This window comes from Acetobacter sp. DsW_54 (assembly GCF_002153575.1).
Lineage (GTDB): Bacteria > Pseudomonadota > Alphaproteobacteria > Acetobacterales > Acetobacteraceae > Acetobacter > Acetobacter fabarum.
In genome coordinates this window covers 1-15,882 of the sequence record NZ_JOPD01000018.1, presented here as the reverse complement: position 1 = coordinate 15,882, position 15,882 = coordinate 1, and the positions used below count along the sequence as shown (strand labels likewise).

The 15,882-nt window shown below is 59.1% G+C and carries 18 protein-coding genes and 5 pseudogenes; 13 read left to right on the top strand and 10 right to left on the bottom strand.

Annotation, left to right across the window (positions count from 1 at the left end; genetic code table 11):
- Positions 1-42: 42 nt before the first annotated feature.
- Positions 43-846, bottom strand: coding sequence for a helix-turn-helix domain-containing protein (locus HK20_RS08785; RefSeq protein ID WP_086646701.1), 804 nt, complete (start codon positions 844-846; stop codon positions 43-45).
- Between the two features lie 76 nt (positions 847-922).
- Here HK20_RS08785 and HK20_RS08780 point away from each other — a divergent pair, with 76 nt between their 5' ends.
- The 8 genes and pseudogenes from HK20_RS08780 (at position 923) to HK20_RS08745 (ending at position 8,199) form a co-directional block, all read left to right on the top strand.
- Positions 923-2,983 (top strand): FUSC family protein, encoded by a 2,061-nt coding sequence (locus tag HK20_RS08780; RefSeq protein ID WP_225198912.1) that lies wholly within the window; start codon positions 923-925, stop codon positions 2,981-2,983.
- Positions 2,980-3,195 (top strand): DUF1656 domain-containing protein, encoded by a 216-nt coding sequence (locus HK20_RS08775; RefSeq protein ID WP_086646700.1) that lies wholly within the window; start codon positions 2,980-2,982, stop codon positions 3,193-3,195. Before HK20_RS08780 ends, HK20_RS08775 begins: the two co-directional genes overlap by 4 nt.
- Positions 3,192-4,088, top strand: coding sequence for an HlyD family secretion protein (locus tag HK20_RS08770; protein WP_086646699.1), 897 nt, complete (start codon positions 3,192-3,194; stop codon positions 4,086-4,088). The genes HK20_RS08775 and HK20_RS08770 overlap by 4 nt, the downstream gene beginning before the upstream one ends.
- Positions 4,085-5,479 (top strand): efflux transporter outer membrane subunit, encoded by a 1,395-nt coding sequence (locus HK20_RS08765; RefSeq protein WP_225198913.1) that lies wholly within the window; start codon positions 4,085-4,087, stop codon positions 5,477-5,479. Before HK20_RS08770 ends, HK20_RS08765 begins: the two co-directional genes overlap by 4 nt.
- Positions 5,480-5,583: 104 nt before the next feature.
- Positions 5,584-5,967 (top strand): annotated as a pseudogene (locus tag HK20_RS08760) (transposase); the annotation flags it as partial.
- A 66-nt stretch (positions 5,968-6,033) separates the two neighbouring features.
- Positions 6,034-6,171 (top strand): annotated as a pseudogene (locus HK20_RS13100) (IS5/IS1182 family transposase); the annotation flags it as partial.
- 1,324 nt (positions 6,172-7,495) lie between these two features.
- The gene (locus HK20_RS13195) at positions 7,496-7,846 is read left to right on the top strand and encodes a hypothetical protein (RefSeq protein WP_225198914.1); all 351 of its coding nucleotides are present in this window, start codon (positions 7,496-7,498) and stop codon (positions 7,844-7,846) included.
- Entirely contained in the window at positions 7,843-8,199 is a 357-nt protein-coding gene (locus HK20_RS08745; RefSeq protein WP_086646696.1) for a hypothetical protein, read from the top strand. The genes HK20_RS13195 and HK20_RS08745 overlap by 4 nt, the downstream gene beginning before the upstream one ends.
- A gap of 1 nt (position 8,200) precedes the next feature.
- On the opposite strand, the gene HK20_RS08740 is transcribed toward HK20_RS08745, so the two are convergent.
- Positions 8,201-8,389 (bottom strand): hypothetical protein, encoded by a 189-nt coding sequence (locus HK20_RS08740; RefSeq protein WP_075624223.1) that lies wholly within the window; start codon positions 8,387-8,389, stop codon positions 8,201-8,203.
- An 81-nt stretch (positions 8,390-8,470) separates the two neighbouring features.
- On the opposite strand from HK20_RS08740, the gene HK20_RS08735 reads away from it, so the two are divergent.
- On the top strand, positions 8,471-9,028 hold the full coding sequence (locus tag HK20_RS08735) for a phosphate-starvation-inducible PsiE family protein (protein WP_086646729.1): 558 nt from the start codon (positions 8,471-8,473) through the stop codon (positions 9,026-9,028).
- A gap of 466 nt (positions 9,029-9,494) precedes the next feature.
- Here HK20_RS08735 and HK20_RS08725 read toward each other — a convergent pair whose 3' ends face one another.
- Both HK20_RS08725 and HK20_RS08720 read right to left on the bottom strand, forming a co-directional pair.
- Positions 9,495-9,977 (bottom strand): Hsp20 family protein, encoded by a 483-nt coding sequence (locus HK20_RS08725; RefSeq protein ID WP_075624222.1) that lies wholly within the window; start codon positions 9,975-9,977, stop codon positions 9,495-9,497.
- A gap of 35 nt (positions 9,978-10,012) precedes the next feature.
- Positions 10,013-10,294 (bottom strand): hypothetical protein, encoded by a 282-nt coding sequence (locus tag HK20_RS08720; protein ID WP_086646694.1) that lies wholly within the window; start codon positions 10,292-10,294, stop codon positions 10,013-10,015.
- On the opposite strand from HK20_RS08720, the gene HK20_RS13350 reads away from it, so the two are divergent.
- Positions 10,242-10,556: a YXWGXW repeat-containing protein gene (locus HK20_RS13350; RefSeq protein ID WP_143296477.1), complete on the top strand. Its 315-nt coding sequence runs from the start codon at positions 10,242-10,244 to the stop codon at positions 10,554-10,556. The genes HK20_RS08720 and HK20_RS13350 overlap by 53 nt on opposite strands.
- Positions 10,557-10,590: 34 nt before the next feature.
- Here HK20_RS13350 and HK20_RS08710 read toward each other — a convergent pair.
- The 4 genes and pseudogenes from HK20_RS08710 to HK20_RS08700 form a co-directional block, all read right to left on the bottom strand.
- Positions 10,591-10,834: pseudogene (locus HK20_RS08710) on the bottom strand (IS630 family transposase); the annotation flags it as partial.
- Between the two features lie 53 nt (positions 10,835-10,887).
- Positions 10,888-11,034, bottom strand: a pseudogene (locus HK20_RS12820) (IS110 family transposase); the annotation flags it as partial.
- A 54-nt stretch (positions 11,035-11,088) separates the two neighbouring features.
- The gene (locus HK20_RS08705; RefSeq protein ID WP_086646692.1) at positions 11,089-12,507 is read right to left on the bottom strand and encodes a DHA2 family efflux MFS transporter permease subunit; all 1,419 of its coding nucleotides are present in this window, start codon (positions 12,505-12,507) and stop codon (positions 11,089-11,091) included.
- 48 nt (positions 12,508-12,555) lie between these two features.
- The gene (locus tag HK20_RS08700) at positions 12,556-13,122 is read right to left on the bottom strand and encodes a hydrolase (protein ID WP_086646728.1); all 567 of its coding nucleotides are present in this window, start codon (positions 13,120-13,122) and stop codon (positions 12,556-12,558) included.
- A 108-nt stretch (positions 13,123-13,230) separates the two neighbouring features.
- Here HK20_RS08700 and HK20_RS08695 point away from each other — a divergent pair, with 108 nt between their 5' ends.
- The 3 genes from HK20_RS08695 (at position 13,231) to HK20_RS08685 (ending at position 14,710) form a co-directional block, all read left to right on the top strand.
- Complete coding sequence (locus HK20_RS08695) at positions 13,231-13,887, top strand: TetR/AcrR family transcriptional regulator (protein ID WP_086646691.1); 657 nt, start codon at positions 13,231-13,233, stop codon at positions 13,885-13,887.
- A 206-nt stretch (positions 13,888-14,093) separates the two neighbouring features.
- Positions 14,094-14,327: a type II toxin-antitoxin system Phd/YefM family antitoxin gene (locus HK20_RS08690; RefSeq protein ID WP_086646690.1), complete on the top strand. Its 234-nt coding sequence runs from the start codon at positions 14,094-14,096 to the stop codon at positions 14,325-14,327.
- Complete coding sequence (locus tag HK20_RS08685) at positions 14,324-14,710, top strand: type II toxin-antitoxin system VapC family toxin (protein ID WP_086646689.1); 387 nt, start codon at positions 14,324-14,326, stop codon at positions 14,708-14,710. Before HK20_RS08690 ends, HK20_RS08685 begins: the two co-directional genes overlap by 4 nt.
- A 143-nt stretch (positions 14,711-14,853) precedes the next feature.
- Here the strand turns inward: HK20_RS08685 and HK20_RS08680 are convergent, their stop codons facing one another.
- Positions 14,854-15,510, bottom strand: coding sequence for a DNA resolvase (locus HK20_RS08680; RefSeq protein WP_233129145.1), 657 nt, complete (start codon positions 15,508-15,510; stop codon positions 14,854-14,856).
- 45 nt (positions 15,511-15,555) lie between these two features.
- Positions 15,556-15,606: pseudogene (locus HK20_RS13190) on the bottom strand (hypothetical protein); the annotation flags it as partial.
- Positions 15,607-15,882 lie beyond the last annotated feature (276 nt).

Below are 15,882 nucleotides of genomic sequence, written 5' to 3'. Positions count from 1 at the left end.
AGGTATGACTGGCAACCTGGTCAAAATTCAGTTCTCCTTCGATCAGGAAAAGTGCTCGCGACCGTTTGCACTAGGCAAATACCGCGAGGGCGTACTGCCAACAGCCTTTCGAAACATCGTAATAAACGCATTGACGGACTCATAACCGAGTATGGCCGCAACCCGCTGCACGCTCGTGCCACTCGCCAGTTCACGGAGCGCGACGACAAGATGAAGCTGTTGTCGCCACCGACCAAATGTTAACCCGGTTTCCTGAACCATCAGTCTGGCCAGAGATCGTTCGCTCATCGCAACACGTTGCGCCCAGTCGGCCACTGTACTGCGATCTGATGGCCTGGCTGTCAGCGCATCAGCAATGGCACGAATTTTGGTATGCTCTGATACGGGCAGGTTAAGACCCTGTCGTGGCATGTCGGCCAATTCGTCGAGCATTACGCGCGCCAGTCGGGCGGCATGACTATCTGGAAGATAATCTTTCGGCTCAGCAGCCAGACGATCAATCATCGTTCGGATCATCGGCGTGATCTCCAGCGCACAGCAATGATCGGGGAGGCTACTCGCACCACTTTCAACGAAGAGATAATCGACCCGGGCGTTCGCAGTCGCCCGGGCACTATGCGGCACCCCGCCCGGAATCCAGATCCCGCAGTTCGGGGGAACGATCCATACGTTTTGAGCGGCGGTGCAGGTGACGGCGCCATAAGATGCCAGAATCAGCTGTCCTTTTCGATGGATGTGCGTCGGCACTTCGGATGCATGATCAGCAAAATCGAGCCTGTGGGCGATTGCGGTTGCATCTGAAGTGTCCGGGTCCACGGAAGCGATAGCTGAGGAGCGGTACGACATCGGATTGGCAGCTTTCAGTGATTGATTGTCTGGATACCTAATTTACCCAGTTGTTGCAACTTATTATCAACAAGGCATGACATTCAGGCCCTTCTGGCAGGACGGGTGGATCAGACCCGCGTTGATTCTGCCGCAACTCATCGCCCAGCTTCGTAACCCAACCCTCAGGGCGGACGGTGAAGCACTGCTCTTTTCCGCCAAGAGTTTCGCTGCCGCGATGCTGGCTTATTTCATAGCGCTTCGCATTGGATTGCCGCGCCCTGCCTGGGCGATCGTCACCGTTTATCTCGTGTCGCAACCCACGGGGGGCGCCTCGCTCAGTCGTGGTCTCTACCGTCTGATGGGCACTCTGGCCGGGGCGCTCGCGACCGTCACAATCGTTCCGACCTTCGCCAACGAGCCAGTGGTGTGCAGTGCGGTGCTCGCAGGATGGATCGGTCTCGGTCTGTTTCTGTCGCTACTCGACCGCACGCCGCGCTCTTATGCCTTCGTGCTGTCCGGCTACACAACCAGCCTGATCGGCTTTCCTGCTGTTGCGGCGCCTGCCGCAGTCTTCGACACCGCCATCGTGCGCGTACAGGAGATCGCACTGGGCATTCTGTGTGCTGTGGTGATCCATCGCTATGTGGTCCCCCGACCGATGACCGGCCAGTTTCAGGCCAAGCTGACAGCAACGCTGCATGATGCCCGAAAACTGGCCTGCGACGTATTGAACAATGTCTCGGAAAGCTCATGCCGCGATGATCGCTACCGAATGGCTCTGGACCTGCTCGCGCTCAGAGGACTGGCGACACACCTTCCTTATGATCCGATTACCACACGTCTAAGCCGCTTAACGTTGCGCCCTTTACATGATCGTCTGGCTCACCTGTTGTTGCTCCTTGCCGATGTTGAGGAACGGATTTCCCTCATTCATGCGCCTGGAATGCCTGAGGAGCTAGCGCAGTTTTTGTACAGAGTTCGCAGATGGATCACTCTGGACACGCCGAATGATCGCGGAACAGAAGCGCACAGATTGTTCCAGAATGCCCGTTCGCTCGACCATGCCGATGACGCCACCTTGATCGATGGCCTTGTCGCCAACATAGCCCGTCATCTCGCCGAGCTCGTCGGTTTCCTTCACGATATCGAACGGCTCGGCGCCGAAGCCAGCGCAACAGAGTCATTTCAGGGCTCTGAGAAAACGACGGGCTATATCTTCCACCGCGATCCGATGATGGCGGCGCGGGCAGGTCTGGGTGCCGCTTTGGGGATCCTCCTCGGCTGCTTTTTTTGGATTTGGTCTGCATGGCCCGATGGAGGGCTGGCCGTATCGGTATTGGGTGTCACCTGTGCCCTGTTCGGCAATGTGGACGCACCGGTGCCGTATGTCCGAAAATACATGCTTGGCTCGGTCTATGGTATCGCGATCAGCCTGATCTACAGCTTTACCGTCCTGCCGCGTGTCTTCGAGTTCTGGGTGTTGATCGCGGTCCTCGCACCGGCGCTTCTATTCGGAGGATCGTTGCAGGCTCGGCCGTCGACCGCCTTCATGGCGCTTGGCATCACGCTGACTGTCCCGATCCTCGTCGGGTTGGGTCCTGTTTATGGCGGAGACTTCGCTGAGGCCATCAATAGTAGCATCGCGCTGTTAATAGGGGTCAGCTTCGGAGCGGCAACTATGACGTTGTTCCAGACCGTCTCCCCAGATACTGCGATCAACCGGTTGCTAAGGCTCGGCCGCCGAGACGCGGCCTATCGCGTCCGAAGCAGGGTTTCCGCCAAAGCCGTCTGGACCAATCTGACAATCGATCGCATCGCCCTGCTGCGACCCCGTCTAAGTCTTTCGGCGCGGCCGACAACGGAGACGATCGACATGATTGTGCGTGACCTTCGCATCGGTCACGCAGTGAGCCGTCTTCGCGAGCAATTCGACCAGTTGGAAAGTGAGCCCCTCAGTGCCATCCAGGTGCTGCTGCTCGATCTCGCGCACCATTTCGACAGAGGTTCACCATCGGTCGACGAACTGAATACGCAGGTTGAAGAGCTGATCGCGCGCATTGTCGTCGGAACGGGCGCGCACCGTCACCTGCTTGATCCACTCATCGACCTGCGTTTCGCGCTTTCTTCCGTCCAAAACAGCGAGGCCAGAGCATGATTCCGGACCTCTGCATCAGTGGCGTCTTTGTTCCCGGCTTGTTGGGAGGCGCCTTCATCGCCTTGGTAACCACCGTTGCGTTGCTACGTCTGCTCACCGTCCTCGGCGCGTGGAGAGTGTTTTCTATCCGGCCGCTCGTCGAACTTGCCGTCTTCACCATTCTGTTCAGCCTGCTCGCGCAGGGTCTCTCCACCATCGGATCCTTCCCATGAAATTCCTCCTCACCTTTCTGGGCCGCCATGCCTTGACACTTGGGCTCGTCGTCATCGCCGCTGCCGTCGCGCTCCATCTGTGGGAAAGCAATCAGCGCACGCCCTGGACCCGTGATGGCCACGTACGGACTGACGTCGTACGGGTTTCGACCGATATTGGCGGTCTCATCACTCAGGTTCTGGTCCATGACAATCAGGTGGTGCGCCCTGGACAACTCCTGATCGTCCTTGATCGACCGCGTCGGGCCGCGGCGCTCGGACGTGCAGAAGCCGCCATAACGGAGGCAAGGGCGCAACTCGATCTGGCGCGCAAGGAGGAACGACGCGACTTGGCCTTACGCGATCTCGTCGCGACGGAGGCTCACGAGCAGAACATCGCAAAGGTCCGGACGGCGGAGGCAGCGCTGACGCGCGCACTCGCTGACCGGGACGTGGCCCAGATCGACATGCAGCGCACTGAAATCCGTGCAACAGTCGGGGGCACCGTCACCAATCTCGACCTTCATCCTGGTGATTATCTGGCCGTTGGCGTCCAAGCCATGGCACTCGTGGACGCCGAGACGTTGCGCGTGGAAGGGTATTTCGAAGAAACCAAACTGCGCAGTGTCTCCATCGGCGATCGCGCGCGCATCCATCTGATGGGAGACGATGCCGATATCGTCGGTCATGTCGAGAGTATTGCCGCCGCAATCGCCGACGACCAGCGCGACAACACCGGAAATCTTCTGCCCAAAGTCGCGCCAACATTCTCATGGGTGCGGCTCGCTCAACGCATTCCTGTCCGTCTGCACATAGACCGCGTACCAGCGGGCACGAAGCTGATCGCAGGACGAACAGCGACGGTGGAAATCCTGCCCTCTACATCCTTGAGCGTGGCTGGGAGGCGCCTGTGAGATCTGTTTTCGCCCTGTGTATGGCGCTTCTGATGACGGGCTGCGTTACTGGACCGGATTATCGTATTCCCGAGGTGGCCATGGCCAATCGCCCTGGAGCGACGCAAGCGCTGCTTGGCAACAAGAACGATGGCGTGGTCTCGGCGCCGCTGCCACCGCATTGGTGGCGTCTTTATAAGGATGCCCGGCTCGACGCCTTCGTCGCCGAGGCACTGACTGCAAATACTGATCTTCGCACCGCAGAGGCCAATCTCGGGAGAGCTGACGCGCTTGTACGCGAAGCAGAGGCAGCACGCACCGTAACCACGGATCTCAGTGGGCAAACTATTGGCTCGCGGATCGGAGGTCCGACCCGGTTTCTGCCAGCGCCTTTCAGCTACGCGTTGGGTATGAACGTCAGTTATCCTCTCGATCTGGCGGGAGGCATCCGTCGCGCAATCGAAGAGGCTCGCGACCAGTCAGAGGCGGCGCAGGCAGCACGCGACCAAGTGCGTGTGATCGTAGCTGCCACTGTCACGCGTAATTATGCTCGCGTTTGTGCTGATGGCGTAGCGCTGGCCGCCGCGAGACACGTTGTGGCAGTGCAACGCGCGACACTTGATGTCGCGTTGCGTATGGCCAGCGAGGGACGCGGCACGCGCTTTGATAGTGAACGCGCGCGGACGGCAACATTCGCCAGCAAAGCAGCCATTCCAGACATCCTCGCTGATCAGAAAACAGCGTTATTCGCATTGGCCGCCGTCATGGGGCGCATTCCATCGGACTATCCGCGCGATCTGGAGGCATGCACTACTATCCCGTCGCTTGCCCTGCCGCTGCCGGTTGGCGACGGAGCCGCGCTATTGAGGCGTCGCCCCGACATCAGAAAGGCAGAACGCCTTTTCGCCGCAGCGACAGCCGGCATCGGCGTCGCCGAAGCCGATCTCTATCCCCAGGTCAGCCTTGGCGGCTCGGTGGGGAGCACCACGTCGATCACTCACGCCCTGACGTTGTCGTCGTTTGGTTTGAGCGTCGGTCCATTGGTCTCGTGGTCGTTCCCTAATCGGGTCTTGGCGCGCGCGCATATTGCGCAAGCCGGCGCAGAAGGCCGTGCTGCGCTTGGCACGTTTGATGAAACGATTCTACTCGCATTAAAACAGACTGAGACCGCCCTGTCTGTCTACATGCAAACACGTGAGCGTCTGGGAGACCTGGAGCGGGCGGCGAACTCCGCTGGCAAGGCGAGCGCCGATGCCGAAACACTGCAACGCTTCGGCCGCACGCCATTCCTCGACGTCCTTAACGCGCAAGCAAATTACGCCGACGCGCAGGCACGCCTGTCATCCGCCCGGATCGAACTTGTTGATCGGCAGATTGATCTGTTCCAGGCGCTCGGCGGTGGTTGGGAGTGATAGTGGTCTGTCTGGACATTATACCAACGGCTATTATGTGTGACTCATCTGTGAAGTGACGTGTCCGGCCTATTCTGATTCTGTCTTGTGAGGGAGGATCGGAGATGGCTGGTGCGATTGCATTGCGGACGGATTATACTGCTGAGGCGCTTCGGCGGCTTGCCTCTCGTGCACGGGAGGCGAATGTTGCACGGCGCCTTTTGTCACTGGCTGCGGTGCGGGACGGTGTCAGCCGAGGGGACGCGGCACGGATTGGTGGCATGGACCGGCAGACCCTGCGGGACTGGGTACACCGGTTCAATGCTTTGGGGCCAGATGGCCTGTGGGATCAATGGCGAAACGGCTCTGTCTGCCGCCTGACGGGGGATCAACAGGCGGAACTCTCGGCATTGATCATGACAGGCCCTGACCGAAACCGGGACGGCGTGGTCCGCTGGCGCCGCGTTGATCTGAAGCAGGTAATTGAGGAGCGCTTTGGCGTCTCGTATGGCTTTGTTGCACAAATGGTGTCGAAGCGGATTCACGGCGTGAAACCAGTCTGGTAGCTGGGTGTCATGAGCAAGTCGAAGCCCACCCGCTACCGTACGACGAACTGGTGTTCCTACAACGCGTCCCTGAAAAAGCGCGGATCGCTGACGGTGTGGTTTGATCCTGTGATGGTCTGGGAAGGCCTGCCGACGGGGCGGAGAGGTGGCCCCCATCGAAAGCCGCGGTTAGTTTCTTCCGTCTGATTGTTAGAAAGGCGAACGTCTCGGACATGGCGGGTATGGCTCGGCAAGATCAGCTGAGTGGTGCGCTCTCAACACCAAATTCCAGCCATGGCAGTGTAGCTGTTTCCGGGGCCAGGGGCCGATATCCAAGGCTGCTGTGGGGGCGGACGTGTTGTACAACGCGTCCGTCCATATGGGGCGACAAGCCACAGAACGCCGACTTCGCTGCATATTACCGGTGACAAATCCAGCCCGTTACAGCGAAATCTCGCTGGAAACCTACCTTCCGGCGGTTCAACCATCGGGAGCAGATCAATCCCACCCCATCAATAATGTCCAGTTGAGGGCATGTTCGGCGCAGGGTCGAAATCAACAAACCCATGTAATTTCTGTCCGCAATACCGCTACAGAAAATAAACACAAATACAAAGAATAAAATTATTCGTGAAAAAGAATCTGCATTTCGTGCCCCCTTGACGAGGCATGCATCTCTTCCAATCTTGCTTTCGCTGGACGCCATCGGGTCCGGCATAGGCTCTGTGAGCCAGACAACTGAAGTCCATGTTGCTTTAATCGGAGGATGTGGATGTCGACACTGAAAGGACTTTATTCCCGCTATCGCCGCTCCCTGCGCACAGCCGCCCGGAGATGGCGCAACCGACTGGAGGGAGGCGTATCATGGTAACGCACCCCCTTTTCGGAGACGATCCGCTGGCTCCGCGTGTCCTCTCCATGCTCCGCCGCCTCGGTCACGACGGACGTGGCGTGACGCTGACGTCTCTGGTGGCCCATACCGGCATACCGGGGATCAGACTTCGCGCCACACTGGAACGTCTGGTCCAGGCGGGCGCGGTAGCCCCTGCCGGGTGTGATCCCCTGGCTTCTGATCTCGCGTTCCGTCTCCACCTGCGGGCAAGAGCCTCACCGCCAGTTCCGGTCGCGGCGTAAGGCACCGAACGCGCCGGGCGGATCAGAAACGCCTTCTCCGAGCGGAAACGCCGTCTTCTCTGGAACGACCGCAGGAACGAGAGGGTGGAGCGGGGCCTTCTATCGGAGGCCCCGCGTCTCTGAAGGTGAAGTCGAAAGCAGCGAGAACAGGGAGATGTCGAGTTTTATCCATTTTCTCAACCTGAAGGCGCTTCAGGACTATTGGAATAACCATCCTCCCGTGCCCCGTTCACTGGGGACAACGCGGTCAGTTTGGTCACACTCCGCGGGAGAGACGGAGCGAGCGGAACAGAGTGCCAAGCAACCTCGGCGCCTTCGGCAGAGGGAGAGACCACACGTCGCTGTCGGTCTCGTCCTCATGCTGCTGGTCGGAATGGCCTCGCCGGCATCGGCTCATGCGCCGCAGGCTATGCTGTCGTGCGAGACAGAAAAGCAGCCGGTGAACATTCCATCCATGCCACTGGCCCGCGCCATCGAGATGTTGGGCCGGCAGACCGGGTGCCCGGTCCTTGTCGACCCGCCCCTTATGGACGGCCGGACCTCGGCAGCCGTCAAGGGCGCCTATACGCCTCAGGCAGCCCTCCTGCATCTGTTCGGGTCCGTGCATGTCGACGTCACTGCCACTGTTTCGGGCTTGAGTGTCGGCCCTCTGGATGCGACGGCTCTGACATCGGGCGACACGCGCGCCGGCCTGAGGACTGCATCATGACTCTTCACACGGACAGGCCGAACAGAATTATGTCGCTTCCGACCGTTCAGATCGGCACAAAACTGGCGGCCCTGCTGACCGACTATCTTGGCGACGAGGAAAAAGACCGGGGATATGACGGCCTCATGCGTCGGGCGGCTGACCACCGGGTTTACGATCGGGTTTCTCGCTGGAGAACCGCGTCAGACCCGGAACCAACGACCGTCGCCGTGGTCCGAAAACTCCTGCCTGTCGCTGACCGCACGCACATGGCCAAGGCCCTGGGCTGGTCGTTGGGAGCCCTCGAAACCCAGCTGACACCGGCTCTGACCTGGATGTGCGCCGGGAGGGCCACAAGCCCTTCCGGAGACTGATTCAATCCGCATGGGGGTCCGCATCCACATCCGAGGGATCGAGCGGTTCGACCAGTCCTTCCTTGTCCGGGTCAATTGGCGGCTCCTCTTCGTCAGGCGCCGGACGCGGGCGCTGTTCCTTCTCCCGAGAAGGAAGCGGAGGCGGTTCGAACGGGCGGTGAGCGCCCATGATCCGTAACGTGTCCTGCATGGGGACATTCTCCATCGCTAAAAGAAAAACCAGACCCAGGACGTGGGAACTATAACGCAATTAATAGATGGGAAAACGGCTATGGAAGACCGCTCCATGAAACGTTCCTGGCAGAGCAGGGACTGGTCCCGCCTCATCAAGCTGTTCAGGGGCCTGACATTCTACGAGCGTTTTGAACAGGCGATCATTCTGACCCTGATTGCGCTCATCATGCTGGTCACCGCCATCGCGACGATTCATCTGATCGGCGCGGTATGGCATCTGGTCGTCGATGTCGGAATCGATCCGATTAACCAGACGATCTTCCAGGCGATTTTCGGCGCGATCTTTACTGTTATCATCGCTCTTGAGTTCAAACACTCCCTGCTGGTCGTTCTTGCCCAGCATGAGAACGTCATCCGGGTGCGGACCATCGTCCTGATCGCTCTCCTGGCGATTGCCCGCAAATTCATCCTGCTGGATCTGCATGATGTGACTGCCGTGGAACTGTTCGCTCTCTCGGCGGCTGTTCTGGCTCTGGGCATCGTCTACTGGCTGGTTCGCGAGCAGGATGCGCGTGTCGCGCGCGACGCCAGGGAACAGGCGCCTCTCGAAGATAATCCTGCGGCCCGCTGTGAGCCTGAACGGTCTTCATCCTGAAGAATCGAGGTAAAGGCGGTCTCTAACGCCGCCTTTACTCAAAGCCCCATTACGTCCCGTGCGATGAGGGCGTGTTCTTCGTCGTCTCTGGCCCTGACGGCGCCAGATGATCTGTGTCGATGGGCCGGAACGGCGGAATGGGTTGTCCGGGATAATAGACCGGCCCCTTGTAATTCTGATCCAACTGGCTTGCGTTCAAGCTGTCGACCAGCATATCACCTGTGCCGTCTTCGTAATGAGCGCGAGCTCCGGTTTTGGGGATTGTGGACGTTCCCTCAGTCGCCCTCGCATCGAACGATGTTGCAGCCGCCCGTGCAAGATCAGCAGCATGTGCGTCCGACTGGCCCAGTAGAGACAAGCCCAGAGCAGCGCACGGCAGAAATATTTTCATCCTCTTCATGCTCATGACCTTTCGAGACTCTCCCCCGGCCGGATGAATGGCCGGGGGAGAGGTTTCGTCACGCCATCAGGCTGCCTCTTTCCGCGCCTCGATCTGGGGCACGGCTTCCTCCGCGCGTGTCGTAGAGGACGTAATCGCGATACGACGCGGCTTCATCGCTTCGGGTATCTCACGTTTCAGGGTAATGGACAGAAGTCCGTTCTCGAAGTGCGCATCGGTGACTTTCATATGCTCGGCCAGATCGAAGCGGCGTTCGAATTCTCTGCCCGCAATACCCCGATGGAGATATTCGGCGGCGCTTTGCGGCTCCGGTGCCTTTCGTCCTGTCACGACAAGAGTATTGCGCTCCTGGGTGATCGCTAGGTCGTTCTCGGCAAGTCCGGCAACCGCCATGTCGATGCGGTAATCATCCTCACCGGTCTTGATGATATCGTAAGGTGGCCAGTTATCGGCCGTCGGAATTCGACCGGCGAGATCAAGGGCATTGAGCATTCTGTCAAAGCCCACGCTCGAACGGAACAGGGGAGCAAAATCAACGGTGGCTCTCATAGCCATATCCTCCTTTGAGCAACATGGACACAAGATCAAAACTGATAGTTCTGTCTGCCGACCCCTTCGGCGGTCGGCAAATTCAATCTGGGAACTCCATGCATGGTGTCAAGAGGCATCAAAAATGCAGAAGGGCAGGTTTGGGCGTCCTCTATCGTTCGCGTCTTCATTGCCTGCGCGTCTTCGCGAGTGAGACGGACCGATGCCCATTTCACGAGCATCATGCTATAAAGCATCATCGCGTGTTCAGAGTGGACCAGAACAATGCCTGATAGCGTCAGATGGAAGTTTCTGGCCGTGGCTTTCGCCGCGACCATGCTGAGTGCGGCTCCGGCGGAGGCCAGGCCGTGGATTTATGCTGGACCACCAGTTGTCGTTCCACCACCAGTCGTGGTCGCGCCGCCACCTCCGCCTGTCGTGATTACACCGCCTCCCATCACGATCATTCGCCCCCCACCATCGGTGCCACCCTACGAAATGGTGCCCTTGCCACGCCGAGGCTATGTCTGGGAGCCGGGCCGCTGGTTCTGGACTCCGCGCGGCTACATCTGGCGAAGAGGCTGGTGGCGGCGCTGGTGAATTCTTTTGTGTAGGACGCCGTTAATGCCAAAGATTATAGAGACGCACCTATGTAAGCCCACGTTGTGAGACGGATGGATCGGATGGTCCCCGGCACGGCAGTGAGATTGTTCCAGGCTGGTCTGGCAGCATAGATGATATGCCCGGATACCGTCGAAGACGGTATCGAACAGCCAGTTGGCGCGTAGGAACTGCCAGCCATTATCAACCGGGTTCAGTTCGGGCGCGCGGGATGGCTGAAACGCGGTAGCACAGCGCAACCAAAGAAGAAGACGGTCGCGTTCCCCGTATCGCAGCCAGCGACTGATCGGCCCGCGGCAATTCTGTCTATCTATCCCGCGGTCGTTCCCGTGCCGAATGCGAGACCCTCCGGCATCGGTCCAGCCTCCACATAGCGCCACAACGCAATCAGGAGCTTTCTCGCCATGGCCATGATGGCAATCCGTCGCGTCCTTGCTTTCAGATTACCGACGCGCTCAAGCTTGCCTGAGTGACTTTTATTCACTCAGGTGAGTATCAATGCCCGATAGTTTCAGTTCGGTCCGAACCGGCGTTTCTTTTCCGAAGGCTTGATAAAACGCGTGGCGAGCAACAGAGTGCCATGGAATAACGCGAGCAATGCAAATGTTTCGGCATAAGCTTCCGACCCGGCATGGGACGGGCCGACCGTCGCAAGCTGCCACCCAAGGAATGTGGCGCATGCTGTAATCAATGTCGGCCCGCCAATCCTTTGCATGATGTTCAGCGCGGTCGTCGCCATCGGGATATCCTCGCGGGCGATCGAAGCGTATCCCGCGCTCATTGCCGGAATGCCGACGGCCCCCCCGCCGCCGCCACGCAATAACAATGCTATGGTCAGCAGGGCAACGTTTAGGCCGCTATAGGCGAGCATCATCAAGATCACTGTTCCGACAAAGGACAAAAGAGCCCCGCAACCAGTCAAGTCGCGTGCGTCAAACCGCTCGCTCAGACGGCCAATGAACGGATAGACGCACATCATCCCCAGACCCAGGGGTGCCATGAACAGGCCTGTCCGCTCGGGCGAGACACCGCAGGCGTGGATCAGCCATACCGGCAGAAGCATCTGACCCGCGAACGACACCCCGTTCGTCAGAAACATGATGATCGCCGACACCGAAAAGGTGGGTGCACGCAGCAGGCGCAGGTCGATCAGCGCGTCAGCGCCCTTGCATCGCGCGGATCGAACATACAGGACGAACAGCCCGATGGACGCACCCAACGTCGCCTGTCCATAAGGCCGGGCGACATGATCCATGCCGTAGAGAAACGAGACGAGAGCGGGCGCGAGAAATCCTAGCCCTGTCAGGTCAAGTGGACGGGGGCGCTCGTCATGCCGATCGTCAGGGAGAAACAGAACGGCAAGGGCAAAAGCCGCAAGCCCGACCGGCACATTGAGAAGAAAGATCCATCGCCAAGACGCGATGGAGAGAATGGCACCGGCGACGACGGGTCCAAGAAGCGGCGCGAGCAGAACAGGCGCCGTCATCGCGCTCGCGACCCTCGGCATCTGACGGCCCGCCACACGGGCAACCGTCATCTGCGCCATAGGGGCAAGCAGGCCGCCCGCCATGCCTTGCAGCAGACGGAATACGATTAGGGACAGCGCAGACCACGCCAGCGCGCACAGGCCTGATGTCAGCGTGAAGGCACCGAAGCACCATAAATAGACCGCTCGCCCCCCGAGGCGACTCACGAGCCATCCATTCAGCGGCAACGTCAGGGCGAGCGCCAGCAAATAGCCGCTGACCACCCACTGAATGTGTGAAAAAGGCGCGTGCAGGGTCGCGACGAGATCGGGGAGCGACACATTGACGATCGTGGCGTCCAGTTGCGCCATGAAAGATCCGATCGCCGCGACGCTCACGATTTTCCATGTACCTGAAGGCAGTTGATCCGGGCCTGAGGCTGGCGACGACGTTCCGGCGTTCATGAATGATCTCGCCGGGAACCGCGAGACGCGCAGACATCCGCCATGCGTTTACGCATCCAGCGTGATCGCTTCGCTCGTCGTCACACGGCCGAGGCGAGGAAAAATCTCCTCGCAGGCAAAGCGCTGCATCTCGTCCGTGAAGGTGGACATGAGATCGTCTGCAAGCACGACATTATATCCATGCTCATGCGCCGCCCGGGCGGTGGATTCCACACCCAGATTGGTGGCGATTCCGCCGAGCACGATGGTGGTGATGCCACGCCGCCGCAACTGAAGGTCGAGATCCGTGCCGTAGAAGGCACCCCATTGCCGTTTCGTGACGCGCAGATCGGTCGGTTCGGCAAGTCCGTCAACCAGTTCGGCCCAGTCCGGCGCGAGGCCGCCAGGCGGCGAAAAGGAGCGATCGACGACCGAATGCACGGCATCGGCGAAATCTGGCGCGAACGCAACGTTTACCAGAATGACCGGTGCGCCGGCAGCCCGAAAACGCGTTGCAAGCTCTTTCGATCGCTCAACAATCGCAGCCCCCGGTGTCGGAGCCAGGGGAAGCCCCGTGATGCCCTTCTGGAGATCGATCAGGACGAGGGCCGTCCTGGTGGCTGGGAGTGAAATCATGGCAAGACCTTCCCTGTTGACGTTCGACGGCCATCCCGAACTGTTGTCCGGAACACGCGGAAACGTTAGTAAGTTGAGTATACACTCAAGCAGGAGCATTATTTGATTATGGACTCAAGTTCGTCAAGAGGTAAACGGACGTCTCTTCAGCCGATGCGCGCGGCTGGGCGTCAGCGCGTCGAGGAGTTACTGGAGGCCGCGTCCGACCTCATGGCGGAACGAGGGTACGAGGCGACAACCATGGCGGAGATCGCCGCGCGCGCGGCGGCGAAGATCGGCTCGCTCTATCGCTTCTTTCCGAACAAGGAGGCTGTGGCGGACGCTTTGGTGAAGCGGCATATCGCTGTTCTGGAAGACGAATACGCGGCACTCGCCAAACGTGCAGCCATGCTCTCGCCGGACGCTCTGGCGGACGTTCTCATCGAACTGCTTGTCACGCTTCATCCTCGTGTGAAATCCCTGTCTGCTCTGATGGAGGCACGGACTGACAGCATGGAGATCCGCGAACGTGCACGGGGACATGCCATAGTCGGAATTGCTGCAGCGTTGCGTGTCTGTGCGCCAGGGTTGGAGGACGCACTATCGAGAGATATTGCTGCGGTCGTTCTAAACACTATGAAAGTGTTGCGCGGCATGCTGGCGAAGGACGCGCCCACGACGCCAGGCGCGCCTGACGAATTGCGGCGGATGCACCGTCTCTATCTAGCGGAGCGTTTGACTCCCTTCCGAAATGTTTTAGCCAGTACAACGGATACGGAGCCATAATTGTCCGGCGCAGGACTTATGGGAGGGAATTGGTGAATTGGATAGAGGGAGATTCGGAGCATTCGGATGGTAGCTTTATCTTAATTGTATTCGCCTGGATTACGGGTCTCCAACGGACGAAGGCGCGTAATAACGTGGTCAGAATGGAAGACGACTCTTGCCGACGGAAGGTGTCTTAGCTATATAGTTAGCTAAGGAGATATCTCATGGCCCAGTTTTCGGTTCACGATGCCAAAACCAACCTGTCTCGCCTGATTGCCGAAGCGCTTGCGGGTGGTGATGTGGTGATTGCGCGTGGTTCTGTACCCGTCGTGCGCCTTGTGCCGGTGGAACCGCAGGGTCGTCGCGTGTTTGGGGCGCTTAAAGGCAAGATCACCCTGGATAAGACCTTCAATGAGACACTGCCCGACGACGAACTGGACGGGTGGAATCTCGCTTGAGGCTACTGCTTGATACACATGCGTTGATCTGGTGGCTGGCGGGCGACGAACATTTAAGTCGTCGCGCCCAGGAAGCCATAGCGGATGAAGATAATGTCATAGCCGTGAGCGCAGCGTCGGCTATGGAGATCGCAACCAAGTTCCGCATCGGTAAACTGCCGGGGGCGGCCCTGCTGGCGCAGGATTTTGAGGCTATTGTTGCTGGGCAGGAGTTTATTGAGCTGCCAATCAGCGTTACTCATGCTCGCATCGCGGGCGAGATGAACATTACTCATAAAGACCCGTTTGACCGTTTCCTGATTGCCCAGGCGCAGGCCGAGGGTATGACGCTGATCTCCAACGAGGCTTTGTTTGATAACTTCGCCGTCAATCGTCTTTGGTGATCGCCTAAAGCGGACGTACGAACGAGAGGGTGGTGGATACGAACCGATCTGAACCGTTGGGATCAGTTCGCGACAACGGTCATGGCGTTGAATGGGAGTTGTCCTACTCCTAGGAGATAGGAGGCGCTATGATTGGGGAAAGATCAAGCGAGCGCAGAAAAAATCTTTTCAAAACAATTATCTAAACCCGCTTTATTCTCACCTTGCGATTGTCGCAATTTGAGAAGCAATCCTGCCCCCGCAACCACCGATACCGACACTCCTGTGAGCATCGCTCCGGGAGTGTTTCTTTTTTCAACCTTTCCAATGGCTTGCCGCTCGATCCAGCTCAGGATCATGCCCAATTCTCCATACAGCATCGCGTCGATCTCGCCCCGGTTCGGGCCGGGCGTCAGCACGACCTTCTCGATCAGCGCCCGAAGTGCCTCAGCGGCTTCCAGCCGTTCCTCGGGGCGGTTGAGGGAGTCGGTCAGGCGGCCGACCTTGCGGGCATAGACTGCCGAAGCACTTGGCAGCAGGTCCGGCACGTCGTCGGGAACGTCGGAGAGTAGCGACGCCAGTTCGGCTTTACGGGCTTCGAGCGTATCCATCTCCGCCTTCATGCTGGGATGGAACATCCCTTCCTTGATGGCTTCGATGATGCCCTGGATCTGCTTCTCGACCTTCACCTGTTCCACCTGCCAGACATCGGTATTGGACCGACGCTCGCGATTGAGACGATTGGTCTCCTCGGCATAGGCACGCATCGCCTCGGCCGCGATCTCCGGCGCCATCATCCGGTCCTTCAGACCGGAGAGCACGCGACGTTCCAAGTCGGGGCGGGGGATCGTCCGACTATTGGTGCAGGAGCCATTCGTCACATGGCTGGAGCAGGCGAAACGGTCGGAACCCCGCAGCGTGTATGGGCCGCCGCACTGACCGCAGAACAGCAGACCAGAGAGCAGGGATTTCGGGCGACGGGTGCCGTTGAGACGGTTGCGCTTGTGGTGGGCGCGAACAGCCTCGGTGACGTTGACGTATTTCTCGGCGATGACGCTCTGTCGCGCCTTTGTCGCCTGTCAGAGGGCGTCATCGACGATCCGTAGATCGGGCACGTCTGTGAACTGCCCCGGTTTTACCGGAGAGTAAAACTCTCGGAGGATGAGCCCTATGGTAGAGAAGAAGACATCACG